General features: G+C 71.8%; 10 protein-coding genes, 2 tRNA genes, 1 other RNA gene and 1 pseudogene. 11 read left to right on the top strand and 3 right to left on the bottom strand.

Annotated elements, in window-relative coordinates; genetic code table 11:
• Nucleotides 1-16 precede the first annotated feature (16 nt).
• The 4 genes and pseudogenes from amrB to EIW28_RS11510 form a co-directional block, all read left to right on the top strand.
• Entirely contained in the window at nucleotides 17-823 is an 807-nt protein-coding gene (gene amrB / locus EIW28_RS11525; RefSeq protein ID WP_125247855.1) for an AmmeMemoRadiSam system protein B, read from the top strand.
• Between the two features lie 149 nt (nucleotides 824-972).
• A complete protein-coding gene (gene lysS / locus EIW28_RS11520; protein ID WP_125248339.1) occupies nucleotides 973-2,427 on the top strand; it encodes a lysine--tRNA ligase in 1,455 nt (484 codons plus the stop codon).
• Nucleotides 2,428-2,692: 265 nt separating this feature from the next.
• Complete coding sequence (locus tag EIW28_RS11515; protein WP_125247854.1) at nucleotides 2,693-3,052, top strand: histone-like nucleoid-structuring protein Lsr2; 360 nt, start codon at nucleotides 2,693-2,695, stop codon at nucleotides 3,050-3,052.
• 281 nt (nucleotides 3,053-3,333) lie between these two features.
• A pseudogene (locus tag EIW28_RS11510) lies at nucleotides 3,334-5,844 on the top strand (ATP-dependent Clp protease ATP-binding subunit); the annotation flags it as partial.
• Between the two features lie 377 nt (nucleotides 5,845-6,221).
• On the opposite strand, the gene EIW28_RS11505 reads toward EIW28_RS11510, so the two are convergent.
• Nucleotides 6,222-6,309: transfer RNA gene (locus tag EIW28_RS11505), tRNA-Ser, on the bottom strand.
• Between the two features lie 125 nt (nucleotides 6,310-6,434).
• On the opposite strand from EIW28_RS11505, the gene ffs reads away from it, so the two are divergent.
• Nucleotides 6,435-6,528, top strand: an RNA gene (gene ffs, locus EIW28_RS11500) — signal recognition particle sRNA small type.
• A tRNA-Thr gene (locus EIW28_RS11495) sits at nucleotides 6,526-6,598 on the top strand. The genes ffs and EIW28_RS11495 overlap by 3 nt, the downstream gene beginning before the upstream one ends.
• Nucleotides 6,599-6,648: 50 nt before the next feature.
• Here the strand turns inward: EIW28_RS11495 and EIW28_RS11490 are convergent.
• Complete coding sequence (locus EIW28_RS11490; RefSeq protein ID WP_125247852.1) at nucleotides 6,649-7,809, bottom strand: sensor histidine kinase; 1,161 nt, start codon at nucleotides 7,807-7,809, stop codon at nucleotides 6,649-6,651.
• A complete protein-coding gene (locus tag EIW28_RS11485) occupies nucleotides 7,806-8,462 on the bottom strand; it encodes a response regulator transcription factor (protein ID WP_125247851.1) in 657 nt (218 codons plus the stop codon). The genes EIW28_RS11490 and EIW28_RS11485 overlap by 4 nt, the downstream gene beginning before the upstream one ends.
• Nucleotides 8,463-8,600: 138 nt before the next feature.
• Between EIW28_RS11485 and EIW28_RS11480 the strand changes: the two genes are divergently transcribed.
• The 5 genes from EIW28_RS11480 (at nucleotide 8,601) to EIW28_RS11460 (ending at nucleotide 12,865) form a co-directional block, all read left to right on the top strand.
• Entirely contained in the window at nucleotides 8,601-9,173 is a 573-nt protein-coding gene (locus EIW28_RS11480; RefSeq protein WP_125247850.1) for a hypothetical protein, read from the top strand.
• Nucleotides 9,173-10,267 (top strand): peptidoglycan-binding protein, encoded by a 1,095-nt coding sequence (locus EIW28_RS11475; protein WP_125247849.1) that lies wholly within the window; start codon nucleotides 9,173-9,175, stop codon nucleotides 10,265-10,267. Before EIW28_RS11480 ends, EIW28_RS11475 begins: the two co-directional genes overlap by 1 nt.
• Nucleotides 10,264-10,968, top strand: coding sequence for an ABC transporter ATP-binding protein (locus tag EIW28_RS11470; RefSeq protein WP_125247848.1), 705 nt, complete (start codon nucleotides 10,264-10,266; stop codon nucleotides 10,966-10,968). Before EIW28_RS11475 ends, EIW28_RS11470 begins: the two co-directional genes overlap by 4 nt.
• A gap of 117 nt (nucleotides 10,969-11,085) precedes the next feature.
• Complete coding sequence (locus EIW28_RS11465) at nucleotides 11,086-12,264, top strand: ABC transporter permease (protein WP_125247847.1); 1,179 nt, start codon at nucleotides 11,086-11,088, stop codon at nucleotides 12,262-12,264.
• Between the two features lie 241 nt (nucleotides 12,265-12,505).
• A complete protein-coding gene (locus tag EIW28_RS11460; protein ID WP_197717211.1) occupies nucleotides 12,506-12,865 on the top strand; it encodes a group I truncated hemoglobin in 360 nt (119 codons plus the stop codon).
• Nucleotides 12,866-12,867 lie beyond the last annotated feature (2 nt).

Below are 12,867 nucleotides of genomic sequence, written 5' to 3'. Positions count from 1 at the left end.
CACCGGAAGACCTGCGATGCCTTCGACGAAATCCGAAACCGTGCGGCCCCCGGCCGTCGCCGGCCGCTTCTACCCGGCCGACCCCGGCCGGCTGCGCCGCGACGTCCAGCGCCTCATCGACGAGGCCGGCCCCGTGAACGAACCGCTCGCGGCAGCCTACATCGTGCCCCACGCCGGATACCGCTACTCCGGGCCCGTGGCGGCCCAGGTGTACGCGCGCCTCGCCGCCCACCGCGGCCGCGTCAGGCGCGTCGTCCTCGTCGGGCCCTCCCACCACTACCCGCTCCGCGGCCACGCCGCGGCGCCCTACACCGGCTGGGAGACCCCGCTCGGGCAGGTCCGCGCCGCCGCCACGCACGTCGTCGGCTCCTCCCGCCTCCCGCACGAGGCCGAGCACTCCCTCGAGGTCCAGCTGCCGTTCCTCCAGGTCGCCCTCGGCGACGACATCGAGGTCACGCCCGTCGCCTGCGGCATGAGCCAGACCCCGGACACCGCGCGCGTCATCGCGGCCCTCATCGAGGAGGCCGGCGAGGACTCGGTCCTCCTCTGCTCCACCGACCTGTCGCACTACCACGACCAGGCCACCGCCGAACGCATCGACGCCGCCACCGCCGAGGCGATCAAGAGCCTGCGCCCCCGCGAGATCGCCCCGCAGCACGCCTGCGGCGTCTTCGCCCTGCGCGGCACCGTCGCCTGGGCCGACGCGACCGGCCGCCGCCCCCGCGAACTCGCGCGCGCGACCTCCGCCGACACCGCCGGGACCCCCGACCGCGTCGTCGGCTACCCCGCCTTCGCCATCGACTTCCCGGCCGTCACCGAGTAGCCGCGCACCGCCCCCGGCCGCGGGCGCTGTGACCTGCGCTCGCGGGGGCGAAACTCGCACGACCGCCGCCGGACGCGGCGTTTACCCTGTAAGACGTGACCGAGCACGAGCAAGACAGCACTGAGACCGGCGACGACCTTCCCGAGCAGATGAAGATCCGGCGCGAGAAGCGTGCCGCCCTCCTCGCGGAAGGCAAGGAGCCGTACGCGCTCGGCTACCCGCGCACCCACACGCTCGCCGAGCTGCGCGAGCAGTTCGCGCACCTGGCCGACGGCGAGTCCTCGGGCGTCGTCGTCTCCACCACCGGACGGGTGATCTTCGTGCGCCTGGCCGGGAAGCTCGCCTTCGCCCGCCTGCGCGACGGCGACGGCACCGAGTTCCAGGTGATGCTCTCCCAGGGCAAGGTCGGCGAGGAGGCCCTCGCCGAGTGGAAGCGGCTGGCCGATATCGGCGACCACATCGGCGTGACCGGCGAGGTCGTCTCGTCCAAGCGCGGCGAGCTGTCGGTCATGGCCGACTCCTTCCAGATCACCGGCAAGGCCCTGCGCCCGCTCCCGGTGGCGCACAAGGCGCTCGCCGAGGAGACCCGGGTCCGCCAGCGCTACGTCGACCTCATCGTGCGGCCCGAGGCCCGCGCGACCGTGCGCAACCGCGCCAAGGTCGTCAAGTCGCTGCGCGACCAGCTCGACGGCGAGGGCTTCGTCGAGGTCGAGACCCCGATGATGCAGGTCCAGCCCGGCGGCGCCACCGCGCGGCCGTTCGTGACGCACATGAACGCGTACGACCTCGACCTGTACCTGCGCATCGCCCCGGAGCTCTATTTGAAACGGTGCGTGGTCGGCGGGATCGACCGCGTATTCGAGATCAACCGCAACTTCCGGAACGAGGGCGCCGACTCGTCGCATTCGCCGGAGTTCGCGATGCTCGAGGCCTATCGCTCGTACGGCGACTACCGCACGATCGGGGCGCTCACGAAGTCGCTCATTCAAGGCGCGGCCCGTTCGGTGTTCGGCTCCGAGATCGTCGAACTCGCCGACGGCTCGACCTACGACCTCGGCGGCGACTGGGCCGAGATCACCCTCTTCGGGTCCCTTTCCGAAGCGCTCGGAGAAACCGTGACCGTCGACACGCCCTACGAGACGCTGCGCGCGTACGCGGACAAAGTCGAACTCGGCGTCGACCCGAAGTGGGGCCCCGGGAAACTGGCCGAGGAATTGTTCGAGCACCTCGTCGTCGACGGCCTCCACGCCCCGACGTTCGTCCTCGACTACCCCGAGGAGACCTCCCCGCTCGTGCGCGGCCACCGCACCACCGCGGGCCTGACCGAGAAATGGGACCTGTACGTGCGCGGCTTCGAGCTCGCGACCGGCTATTCCGAGCTCATCGACCCGGTGATCCAGCGCGAGCGCATGGAGGCCCAGGCCAGGCAGGCCGCGAAGGGCGACGACGAGGCCATGGGCGTCGACGAGGACTTCCTGCGCGCGATGGAGTACGGCATGCCCCCGCTGTGCGGCATGGGCATGGGAATCGACCGGCTCCTTATGGCGCTCACCGGACTCGGCATCCGCGAGACCATCCTCTTCCCGCTGGTGAAACCCGAATAGCAAAGCAAAGGGACCGCATCGGGACCCGCCCGGCGCCACTCGCGCCGACCGCGGATTAACCCGATGCGGTCCCTTTTCCACGCCCGCCCCGCGCCATTCCGCAAGACCGCAGAGCGCACCGAATGCCATCCCGTGAGCTGGACGGTAGCGATCCATTCACAGATCTTTCGCTCCACCCTCTTTCCTTTCTCATAGGGACTCGTATATGCTCTGGCACTAAGAAGCGCAAATAGGCACTGTTGGGCCGGTCCGAGGGGAATATGCCATGGCGAAGAAGACACAGGTCATCCTGATCGACGATATCGACGGCAGCACCGCTGAGGAGACCGTCAAATTCGCCATCGACGGCCAGGCCTACGAGATTGACCTCTCCGCCGCGCACGCCAAAGAACTGCGCGACGCCCTGGAGAAATTCCAGGAGGCGGGCACCCGCTTGGGCCGGTACTCGCTCGGCACCCCCCGCGGCCCCGTCCGCGGCACCGCGGCCGCCCCGCGCCGCCAGTCCGTGGACCGCGAGCAGAACAAGGCCATCCGCGAGTGGGCCGCCCGCTCCGGCAAGAACGTGTCGCCCCGCGGCCGCATTCCGCAGGCCATCGTCGAGGAGTACAACGCCGCGCACAACTAGTCCGGCGCCCGATCTCCGCCCGCTCCCCGTCCTCGGGGAGCGGGCGTTTCCGCGCTTCCGGGAAGCGCCCGCGGGCGCGCCGCCGATTGGAACGGGGCGGCGCGGGTATTGCGCTCAGAGCGAACCTGTTATCACCAGGAATGGCCGAGGGTGCACGCTTGTTGTCACCCACGTGGCACCCGCCGTCCGCGGACCCGGGGGATAAGGTGTACCCACAGGGTTTTGCAAGCCACGACCAGTAACGACGACGAAGTAGCGGCGGACGCGAGGAGCAGAAGCGCATGTTTGAACGGTTTACGGACCGTGCCCGACGCGTGGTCGTCCTGGCTCAAGAAGAGGCCAGGATGCTCAACCACAACTACATCGGCACGGAGCACATCCTGCTCGGCCTCATCCACGAGGGCGAGGGCGTGGCGGCGAAGGCCCTGGAGAGTCTGGGGATCTCCCTGGAAGGCGTGCGCCAGCAGGTCGAGGAGATCATCGGCCAGGGGCAGCAGGCCCCTTCCGGGCACATTCCCTTCACCCCCCGGGCGAAGAAGGTCCTGGAGCTGAGCCTGCGCGAAGCGCTCCAGCTGGGCCACAACTACATCGGCACCGAGCACATCCTGCTCGGCCTCATCCGAGAGGGCGAGGGCGTCGCCGCCCAGGTCCTCATCAAGCTCGGCGCCGACCTCAACCGGGTCCGCCAGCAAGTCCTCCAGCTGCTCTCCGGCTACCAGGGCAAGGAGCCCGCGGGCGCGACCGCCGGCGGCACCTCCCAGGAGGCCCAGCAGTCCGGGTCGCTCGTGCTGGACCAGTTCGGCCGCAACCTGACCCAGGCCGCGCGCGACGGCAAGCTGGACCCCGTCATCGGGCGCCAGCGCGAGATCGAGCGCGTCATGCAGGTCCTGTCGCGCCGCACCAAGAACAACCCGGTGCTCATCGGCGAGCCCGGCGTCGGCAAGACCGCCGCCGTCGAGGGCCTCGCGCAGGCGATCACCAAGGGCGAGGTCCCCGAGACCCTCAAGGACAAGCAGCTGTACACGCTCGACCTCGGCGCGCTCGTCGCCGGGTCGCGGTACCGCGGCGACTTCGAGGAGCGCCTGAAGAAGGTCCTCAAGGAGATCAAGACCCGCGGCGACATCATCCTGTTCATCGACGAGATCCACACCCTCGTCGGCGCGGGCGCGGCCGAGGGCGCGATCGACGCGGCCTCGATCCTGAAGCCGATGCTCGCCCGCGGCGAGCTCCAGACCATCGGCGCGACCACCCTCGACGAGTACCGCAAGTACCTCGAGAAGGACGCCGCCCTGGAGCGCCGCTTCCAGCCGATCCAGGTGGCCGAGCCGTCCCTGGCGCACACCATCGAGATCCTCAAGGGCCTGCGCGACCGCTACGAGGCCCACCACCGCGTCTCCATCACGGACGGCGCCCTGGTGCAGGCCGCGACGCTCGCCGACCGCTACATCTCCGACCGGTTCCTGCCGGACAAGGCGATCGACCTCATCGACGAGGCGGGCGCGCGCATGCGAATCCGCCGGATGACCGCACCGCCGGACCTGCGCGAGATCGACGAGGAGATCGCCGAGACCCGCCGCCAGAAGGAGTCCGCGATCGACGCGCAGGACTTCGAGGCCGCCGCGCGCCTGCGCGACACCGAGAAGCGCCTGCACGAGAAGCGCGCCAAGCGCGAGCAGGAGTGGAAGGCCGGCGACCTCGACCAGGTCACCGAGGTCGACGAGGAGATGATCTCCGAGGTCCTCGCGAACTGGACGGGCATCCCCGTCTACAAGCTGACCGAGGAGGAGACCTCCCGCCTGCTCAAGATGGAGGAGGAGCTCCACAAGCGGATCATCGGGCAGGAGGACGCCGTCAAGGCCGTCTCCAAGGCCATCCGCCGCACCCGCGCCGGGCTCAAGGACCCCAAGCGGCCCTCCGGCTCGTTCATCTTCGCCGGCCCCTCGGGCGTCGGCAAGACCGAGCTGGCGAAGGCGCTCGCGGAGTTCCTGTTCGGCTCCGAGGACGCCCTCATCCAGCTCGACATGTCCGAGTTCCACGACCGGTACACGGTGTCGCGCCTCGTCGGCGCGCCTCCCGGCTACGTCGGCTACGACGAGGGCGGGCAGCTCACCGAGAAGGTCCGCCGCAAGCCGTTCTCCGTGGTCCTGTTCGACGAGATCGAGAAGGCCCACCCGGACGTGTTCAACACGCTCCTCCAGATCCTGGAGGACGGCCGCCTGACCGACGGCCAGGGCCGCATCGTCGACTTCAAGAACACGGTGCTGATCCTGACCACGAACCTCGGCACGAGGGACGTCGGCAAGGCCGTGTCGCTGGGCTTCCAGGCCGACTCGTCCGAGACCGGCGACTACGAGCGCATGAAGGAGAAGGTCAACGAGGAGCTGAAGAACCACTTCCGCCCCGAGTTCCTGAACCGCATCGACGACACGATCGTGTTCCCGAAGCACACGCAGGAGGCGATCGTCGCGATCGTCGACCTCATGGTCAAGCGCATCGAGGACCAGCTCGCCAACCGCGACATGGCCCTGGAGCTGACCGACAACGCGAAGCTGTACCTCGGGCACAAGGGCTACGACCCCGTCCTGGGCGCGCGGCCGCTGCGCCGCACGATCCAGCGCGAGATCGAGGACACGCTCTCGGAGAAGATCCTCTTCAACGAGTTCGTGCCCGGCCAGATCGTCATCGTCGACGTCGACGGCGACCCGAAGGACATCGAGAAGACGAACCTCACGTTCCGCGGCGCCGACAAGCCCGCGGGCATCCCGGACACGCCCCCGGCCGAACTGGCCGGCGAGCGCGCCCCTAAGAGCCCGGGGGCCGGGACCGGCACCATGCCGCCCAAGAGCCCGGGAGCGGGCCCGCGCGGCGGCATGGCCGGCGAGGGCGGCGCGTAAGCGCCGACAGGCAGCGCAAGCGGGGCGGGACCCAACGGTCCCGCCCCGCTCCGCGTATGCCCGGCCGGGTGGGTCGATGCGACCGAGTCCCGGCTGCGATACGCAGCAGGCGCACCACTACCGCGTCCAGCAGGATGTTCCCGGGGGGCTTGGGCGCGCGGCAGGCCCGGTTCGCCGGCGGTCGCAGCGGGGGCTTTCAAGCGGCCGGTTCCGGCCAGCGCTTCCGCCAGCGAGATCCGAGGCAAAGAAAAAGCCGGGTTCGAAAACCCGGCGAGTGGCGGAGGATAGGGGATTCGAACCCCTGAGAGCTTTCACTCAACACGCTTTCCAAGCGTGCGCACTAGGCCACTATGCGAATCCTCCGCCGAGTACCTTACCCGACGCCCCGAACGCGCTCCAACCGGGTTGATCGAGGTGACCTGCGTTGCACCGGGACCGCTGCGGGCGCTCCCCGTTCGGCGCGGAGAGGCGGATGCGGTAGACTTTCGCCCGTCTCCCATGCGGCGTCATCGCGTGAACCTCCCCAGGGCCGGAAGGCAGCAAGGATAAGCGGGCTCTGTCGGGTGCGTGGGAGACCCAGCCGCCTTAGCTCAGTCGGCAGAGCGTGTTACTCGTAATAACAAGGTCGTCGGTTCGATTCCGACAGGCGGCTCGACAGCAGGAAGACCCCGGCGCAAGCCGGGGTCTTCCGCGTTTCCAGGGTCAGGCCGCCGGGAGGGTGACGGTGACCGTGAGGCCGCCCTCGGGGCGGGGGACCGCGGTCGCTTCGCCGCCGTGGGCCTGGGCGACGGCGCGGACGATCGAGAGGCCGAGGCCGGCGCCCTTCGAAGCGGTGGCGAGGCGCTCGGTGCCGAGGCGGCGGAACGGCTCGAACAGGCCCGGGGCCTCGAACGCGGGGATGACCGGGCCGGAGTTCGACACCTCCAGGACCGCGCGGCCGTCCTCGGTGCGGGTGGCGACCTCGACCCAGCCGTCCTCGGGCGCGTTGTAGCGGACGGCGTTCTCGACCAGGTTCTGGACCAGGCGCTCGAGCAGGACCGGCTCGCCTCGGACCGGCGCCTCCCCGCAGGAGGTGGCGACCGCGACGCCGGGCGCGGGCGTCTGGGCCGCGACGTGCTCGGCGATGTCCGCGAGGTCGACGTAGGAGCGCTCGCCCAGCTCCCGGTCGGAGCGCATGAGCAGCAGCAGGCCGTCGATGAGGCGCTCGTGGCGGGCGTTCACCTCCAGGAGCGTCTCGCCGAGCTGCCGCGTGTCCGCCGAGGCGCCCTGCCGGTTGACCGCGACCTCCAGGAGCGCGCGCGTCACCGTCAGCGGGGTGCGCAGCTCGTGGGAGGCGTTGGACAGGAACGAGCGCTGGCCGTCGAAGGAGTGGTCGAGGCGCTCGAGCATCCGGTTGAACGTCTCCGCGAGCTCCCGCAGCTCGTCCTGCGGGCCCTCGACGCGGATGCGCTCGTGCAGGCCCTGCCCGGCCGCGGGGGCCTCCGCGATGCGCGCGGCCGTGTCCGTGATCTGCGTCAGCGGCCGGAGCATCCGGCCCGCGACGAACCAGCCGAGCGCCACCGTCGCGAGGCCGACCAGCGCGAGCGAGAGCCCGCCCTGGGTGGCGATCACGTACAGGGCGTCCTCCCAGACCTCCCCGGCGACCACGAACTTCACGTCCTGCGCGTACCGCTCCGGGTCCTGGCCCGGCTCCGGCAGCGGGATGTCCGTCGACGAGTAGCCCGTGATCGTGGTGCGGGCCTCGCCCGGCTCGGGCAGGTGCTCGCGCACCAGGCTGTACGTCAGGAGCAGCAGGAGGACGCCGGCGACGACGAACAGGCCGCCGTACACCAGGGTCAGGCGCGCGCGCAGTGTGAGCCTCATCGGATCCGGTACCCCACTCCAGGTTCGGTGAGGACCACGGGCGGGTCCCCGAGCTTGCGGCGCAGCTTCAGGATCGTCATCCGCACCGCCTGCGTGAACGGGTCGGTGTGCTCGTCCCACGCCTTCTCCAGCAGCTGCTCGGCCGACACCGGCGCGCCCTCGGCCCGCAGGAGCTCGGCCAGGACTGCGAACTCCTTGCGGGACAACGGGATGTACCGGCCGTCGCGGAACACCTGGTGCAGGTGGACGTCGAGGGTGATCCCGGCCCGCTCCAGGACCGGCGGTGCGGCGGGCCGGGCCCGCCGGCCCAGGGCCGAGACGCGGGCGGCGAGCTCCCGGAACGCGAACGGCTTCGGCAGGTAGTCGTCGGCGCCCAGCGACAGCCCGGCGACCCGGTCGTCGACGTCGGCGGCCGCGGTCAGCATGAGCACCCGCGTCCCCCCGCCGGCCGCCGCGATCTCCCGGCACACCTGGTCGCCGTGCACGACCGGCAGGTCCCGGTCCAGGACCACCACGTCGTAGTCGTTCACGCCGACCCGCTCCAGGGCCGCGCCGCCGTCGAGTGCGACGTCCACCGCGTGCGCGTCGCCGCGCAGCCACTCCGCGACCGCGTCCGCGAGCAGCGGCTCGTCCTCGACCACCAGGATCCTCATGCCCCCATCTTCGCCCGCCCGGTGTTGCCGCGGCATTGCCGTTCCGGATGACGGCCGCGCAACGCCCCGGGCGGTGTACTGGCGGCGCGGCCGGGGCGAACCGGCCCCCGGCCGCGCCAACAGCGAAAGGCGAACACCATGAGGCGATACCTGATCGCACTCCTCCTGGGCCTCGCGGCCCTCTCCGCCGCCGCGTGCGGCGACGACGGCGGCGACGGGGGCGTGGCCTCCGTCGACGGCGACGCGACCGCCTCCGAGGACACCGGCGGCGACGACGCCGGCAGCGAAGACGCCTTCGAGCAGGCCCTCGCCTACTCCGAGTGCATGCGCGACAACGGCGTCCCCGAGTTCCCCGACCCCGAGCAGAACGAGGGCGGCGGCATCAGCCTCGGCCTGAACGAGGACGTCGACCCCGAGTCCGAGGAGTTCAAGGCCGCCGAAGAGGCCTGCGAGGACCAGCGCCCCCAGCCCAACGGCGGCGAGGACCTCGACCCCGAGGTGTACGAGGCGCTCCTGGCGTACTCCGAGTGCATGCGCGAGAACGGCGTCCCCGGCTTCCCCGACCCCGAACCCAACGGCGGCATCATGATGAACAGCGACGAACTCGGCGTCGACCCCCAGGGCGAGGAGATGCAGGCCGCCCAGGAGGCCTGCCAGGACCTCGCGCCCCAGGGCCCCGGCGGGCCCCAGAACGACAGCGAGGACGAGTGATGGCGCGCCGCCGCGGCAAGGGCCGCGCCGGGAAGGCCGTCGCCGGCGCCGCCATCGCGCTGGCCGCCGCGGGCGCCGTCGCCGCCGCCCTCGGCGTCGACCTCCGCTCGTACTTCCGGGAATCCGAGGCCGAGGCCACCGCGGAGACCCCCGCGACCGCCGAGATCCGGCAGACGACGCTCACCGAGACCGTGTCCGTCGCCGGCGACCTCGGCTACGGCGACGCCCTCGACCTCGGTTGCCTCCTCAACGGCACGATCACCGGCCTGCCGGCCGCGGGCGACGTCCTCGAACGCGGCGACGTCCTCTACGACGTCGACGACACGCCCGTGATCCTCATGTACGGCGCGCTCCCCGCGTACCGGCCCCTCGCGGCCGGCACCGAGGGCGCCGACGTCGAGCAGTTCGAGGAGAACCTCGCGGCCCTCGGCTACGACGGGTTCACCGTCGACGACGAGTACACCGACGCGACCGCCGCGGCCGTCGAGGAGTGGCAGGACGACCTCGGCCTCGAGGAGACCGGCGCGGTCGAGCTCGGCCGGGTCGTGTTCACGCCCGCCGCGGTCCGCGTCGACACCGTCGACGTCCAGCTCGGCGCGAACGCGCAGGCCGCCGGCGGCGCCGTCCTCACCTACACCGGCCTCGACAAGGTCGTCACCGTCGAGGTCGAACTCGACTACCAGGAGCTCGTGGTCGTCGGCGACCCCGTCACCATCACCCTCCCCGACGGCACCGAGGCGACCGGCACCGTCACCGGCTCCGAGACCGCCGTCTCCGAGGACACCGGCCAGGGCGGCGACACCGAGACCACCACCTACCTCGAGGTCACCGTCGCCGCCGACGACGCCGCCGTGTTCGACAGCCTCGACCAGGCCAGTGTGGACGTCGGCTTCGCCGGCGACAGCGCCGCCGACGTCCTCGCCGTCCCCGTCGAGGCCCTCCTCGGCCTCGCCGAAGGCGGCTACGGCGTCGAACTCGTCGACGGCGACGCCACCGAGGTCGTCGCGGTCGACACCGGCCTCTTCGCCGACGGCTACGTCGAGATCAGCGGCGAGGGCCTCGAAGCGGGCCAGTCCGTGGTGGTGCCCTCATGACCGTCCTCGCCGAGCCCCGCACCGACCCGCCGCGGACGGGCCCCCGGCCGGTCGTCGAACTCGAGGACGTCTCGAAGACCTACCCCGGCGGCGTCCGGGCCCTCCGCGGCGTCACCCTGCGGATCGACGCCGGCGAGATGTGCGCGATCGTCGGCCCCTCCGGCTCGGGCAAGTCCACGATGCTCCACCTCATCGGGACCCTCGACCGGCCCAGCGAGGGCACCGTCCGCATCGACGGCTTCGACGTCGCGCGCCTGCGCGACAAGCAGCTCTCGGCCCTGCGCGCCACCAGGATCGGGTTCGTCTTCCAGCAGTTCCACCTCGCGGTCGGCCAGCAGGTCCTCGACAACGTCGCCGACGGCCTGCTCTACTCCGGCCGGCGCGGCCCCGAACGGCGCGCCCGCGCCGCCGCGGCCCTCGACCGCGTCGGCCTCGGCCACCGCCTCGACCACCTCCCCAACGAGCTCTCCGGCGGCGAGCGCCAGCGCGTCGCGGTCGCCCGCGCCATCGTGGGCGAACCGGCCGTCCTCCTCGCCGACGAGCCCACCGGCAACCTCGACTCGGTCTCCGGGGCCGGCGTCATGGCGCTCCTGCACGAACTGCACGAGGCCGGCACCACCGTCGTGGTCATCACCCACGACCAGGACATCGCCCGCTCCCTGCCCCGCCAGGTCGCCATGCGCGACGGGGAGGTGGTCTGAATGGCAACGGCTGCAACGGGAACAGGGGGTCCGCCGCCCGGCGCCCCGCCGCCGCCCGGCGGGCCCCCGCCCGCGGCGTCCCCCGCGCCGGACGCCCGGCCGTTGCGGCCCGCCCGCATGCACGCCGGCGACGTCCTCCGCGTCGGCGCCACCGGCCTGCGCACCCGGCCCCTGCGCGCCTGGCTCTCCGCGCTCGGCATCGCGATCGGCATCGCCGCCATGATCAGCGTCGTCGGCATCTCCTCCTCCAGCCGCGCCGAGCTCGACCGGCAGCTCGCCGCCCTCGGCACCAACCTCCTCACGGTGCAGCCGGGCACGTCGATGCTGTCCGGCGAGGAGGGCGTCCTGCCGTTCGAGGCGACCGCGATGGTCGACCGGATCGCGCCCGTCTACACGGTGGCCGCGACCGGCGCCGTCCCCGACACGAACGTGTACCGCTCCGACCACATCCCCGAGGGCCGCTCGGGCGGCATGAACGTGCTCGCCGCCGAGCTCGACCTCCTGGAGACCGTGGGCGGCGACCTCGCCCACGGCGCCTGGCTGAACGCGGCGACCGCCCGCTACCCGGCCGTCGTCCTCGGCGCCTCCGCGGCCGAGCAGCTCGGCATCTCCTCGGTCGGCGAGGGCGTCGAGGTGTACGTGGGCGGCCGCTGGTTCACCGTCGTCGGCATCCTCGAACCCGTCGCGCTCGCCCCCGAACTCGACCTCGCGGTCCTGGTCGGCTGGGAGGCCGCGGCCGCGTACCTCGGCTTCGACGGGCACCCGACCACGGTGTACGCGCGCGCCGAGGAGGCGTACGTGGAGGAGGTCGCGAGCGTGCTCGCCGGGACGGCGAACCCGGAGGCGCCCGACGAGGTCGAGGTGTCGCGCCCGTCGGACGCGCTGGCGGCGAAGAACGCGGTGGACACGGCGTTCACGGGGATGCTGCTGGGCCTGGGCGGCGTGGCGCTGCTCGTCGGCGGGGTCGGGGTGGCGAACACGATGGTCATCTCGGTCCTGGAGCGGCGCAGCGAGATCGGGCTGCGGCGGTCGCTGGGGGCGACGAAGGGCCAGATCCGGGTGCAGTTCCTGGCGGAGTCGCTGCTGCTGAGCGCCCTCGGGGGCGTGGGCGGGGTGCTGCTGGGGACGGCGGTGACCGCGGTGTTCGCGGCGGTGCGGGAGTGGCCGGCGGTCGTCCCGTACTGGGCGAGCGCCGGGGGCGTGGCGGCGACGCTCGTCATCGGCGCGGTCGCGGGCCTGTACCCGGCGGTGCGGGCTTCGCGCCTGTCGCCGACGGAGGCGCTCACGGCGCAGTAGCGGCGGCCGCGGCGCCCGCCCCCTGGTCAGGGGCGGGCGCCGCGGCGCATCGCTCGTCGTGAATGGCCGGACACGCATGCGGACAGTGACGATGCGCATTCGATTTACCATCGCAACAAGCGGTTCCGTTAAAACATGAGGAACACTATGGACCTTGCGGTGCATCGTCGGTAGGCTTCGGACGCGTATCGGAAATCACCTTTGAGGATGACTGACTATGAATGCAGCCGAAGCACAACCGATGTCCGCGTATGACCGCATCGGCGGCGCGCCCGCGGTCACCGAGGCCGTCGAGCGCCTCTACCGGCGCCTGCTCGCCGACGACGAGCTCGCCGGGTTCTTCGCGGACACCGACCTCGCGCAGCTCAAGCGCCACCAGGTCGCCCTGATCTCCCAGGTCCTCGACGGCCCCAAGGCCTACGAGGGCCGCGAGCTCGCCGAGGCCCACCGGCACATGGACATCTCCGTCGGCCAGTACAAGGCCGTCGGCGCCCACCTCACCGCGGTCCTCGAGGAGCTCGACGTGCCGCGCGACATCATCGACACCGTCGGCCAGGTCCTCGAGTCCGTCGCCCCCGACGTCATCGGGGCGGACGACTAGGC

Origin of the sequence: Glycomyces terrestris (assembly GCF_003933745.1) — a bacterium.
Lineage (GTDB): Bacteria > Actinomycetota > Actinomycetes > Mycobacteriales > Micromonosporaceae > Glycomyces > Glycomyces terrestris.
This window is presented reverse-complemented; position numbering and strand designations above follow the sequence as displayed.